The sequence below is a fragment of the Oleiphilus sp. HI0117 genome, assembly GCF_001635235.1.
This window is the reverse complement of the sequence record NZ_LWGA01001000.1, coordinates 1-2,459: the sequence shown is the minus strand read 5'-3', so window position 1 is coordinate 2,459 and position 2,459 is coordinate 1. Positions and strand designations below refer to the sequence as shown.

The following is a 2,459-nucleotide window of genomic DNA, read 5'->3' as shown; positions in this document are numbered from 1 at the left end:
TTCAATAGTGACAGATAGAATTCTTTAGTGCTTTGTATATTTTCAAAGCCGTTAAAGAAAGATAGTTCAGCGCTAACATTTAGACAAGCATATTTTTAGAAAGAGAAGCCCCTAAATAAATCACTAGTTGAAACAAAGACGTTTAAAGGAGCTCCACTTGATCAAGCAATTCAAGAGAATTGATTTGTCTTATTGCAGAAACAAAAAAAGGGAGCTTGGCCAAAACCAAACTCCCTTTCTTAGCTAGGTCTTAGACTTACTTAGATAAGTCCAACAATAGCTTATTCAAGCGAGATACAAAGGCACCTGGGTCTTTCAGTTGTTCACCGCTAGCAAGAGCAGCTTGATCAAACAAGACGTTGGCCAAGTCGTTGAAACGGTCATCATTTTGCTCTTCGTTCAACTTCTGAACCAATGGGTGCTCCGGGTTCACTTCGAAGCTTGGTTTAGTCTCTGGAACAGCCTGACCAGCTGCTTCCATGATCTTCTTCATTTGTGCGTCCATATCGTGTGCACCGGCCACCAAGCAAGCTGGCGAGTCAGTCAGACGATTAGTAACACGAACTTCTTCAACCTTGTCGCTTAACAAGTCTTTGATCTGGCCGATCAAGCTTTCATAAGTTTTGCTCGCTTCTTCGATCTGTTTTTTGTCTTCTTCGTCTTCGATATCACCTAGATCTAGCTCGCCTTTGGTGATGTCTTGCAAGTGCTTACCGTCAAAGTCACTCAAGTAAGAAATCATCCAGCCATCAACACGATCACTCAGCACAAGCACTTCAATACCCTTTTTACGGAAGATTTCCATGTGAGGGCTACTGATACCGGCTGCATAGCTCTCAGCGCTAACATAGTAGATCTTGTCTTGGCTCTCTTGCATACGTTCAATGTACTGCGCTAGAGAAACTGTCTGCTTGCTATCCCCTTCAGTGGACGCAAAACGTAATAAACCGGCAACTTTCTCTTTATTTCCAAAGTCTTCAGCCAAGCCTTCCTTGATTACCTGGCCAAACTCATCCCAGAAAGACTGATACTTTTCAGCATCGTTCTTCGCCATCTTGGTCAACATATCAAGAACACGCTTGGTCAAAGCAGTCTTCATACTTTCAACGGTCTTGTCACTCTGCAAGATTTCACGAGAGACGTTCAGCGAAAGATCGCGAGTATCAACAATACCTTTAACAAACCGTAGGTACAGAGGCAGGAACTGCTCAGCTTCATCCATGATGAAAACACGCTGAACGTACAACTTGAGCCCTTTCGGTACATCGCGGTTGTACATATCAAAAGGCGCTTTTGAAGGAATATACAATAAGCTTGTGTAGTCCAATTTACCTTCAACACGGTTATGAGACCAAGTTAGTGGCTCTTGGAAGTCATGAGAAATATGCTTATAGAAAGATTGATACTCTTCTTCTTTGATTTCAGACTTAGACAAAGACCAAAGCGCTGTGGCTTCGTTGACTGTCTCGTCTTTTGGCTCTTCTGGCTCTTTACCTTCTTCAGCAGGCATTGGCTCAGACTTCATCACAACCGGGAAGGCGATATGGTCAGAATACTTCTTAACCAGACTACGTAGCTTCCAGCCGTTAGCAAACTCAGCCTCTTCCTCTTTCAGGTGAAGCACAATCGAAGTACCACGCTCGGCACGCTCGATATTCTCTATGGTGAATTCACCTTCACCTTCGGAGCTCCAGTGAACACCTTCCGCTTTATCTGTACCCGCTTTACGCGTGAATACATCAACTTTCTTGGCAACAATAAATGCGGAATAGAACCCAACACCGAACTGACCAATCAACTGAGAATCTTGCTGGCTATCACCTGTTAGCTTAGACATAAACTCGGCAGTGCCTGACTTGGCAATCGTACCTAAGTGGTTAATGACATCATCACGATTCATACCGATACCGTTATCAGTTAATGTCACTGTCTTGGCTTCTTCATCAAACTCTAGACGAATCTTCAGATCACCATCGTCTTCGTACAAAGAGTTGTTAGATAGCGCTTCAAAACGCAGCTTATCTTCTGCATCGGAAGCATTTGAAATCAATTCGCGTAAGAAGATCTCTTTATTTGAATAAAGGGAATGGATCATCAAATGTAGAAGCTGCTTAACCTCTGTTTGAAAGCCAAGGGTTTCCTGCTTTGCTTCTAAATTATCTTGTGCTGACATATATTTGTTTCTCTCGTTTTTCGTTGTTCAGAAAAATTGATTTGTCGCTTTCCGGCAGCAATTTATCTCAAACTTATGAGAGGGACTGCATTATCAATGCAGCCTTGCTTACCACCGACCTGAAAAGCCTTGAAACCTTATGTGGGGATGGCATTTTTAATTTCAAGTAATTTTTATCGTGTTTTGTTTCGAGCTGTTTCGCGCACAAAGCCAGATTATGGTTTAATGCCCTCCACCTACCTTTACAAAGATAAATTGAGAATCATGTTAAAAGCCCTTACCACAC

1 protein-coding gene is annotated in these 2,459 nt (G+C 42.5%); it reads right to left on the bottom strand.

Going from position 1 to position 2,459, the window contains the following annotated elements:
* Positions 1–256: 256 nt before the first annotated feature.
* Positions 257–2,173, bottom strand: coding sequence for a molecular chaperone HtpG (gene htpG / locus A3757_RS17990; RefSeq protein ID WP_068510476.1), 1,917 nt, complete (start codon positions 2,171–2,173; stop codon positions 257–259).
* Positions 2,174–2,459 lie beyond the last annotated feature (286 nt).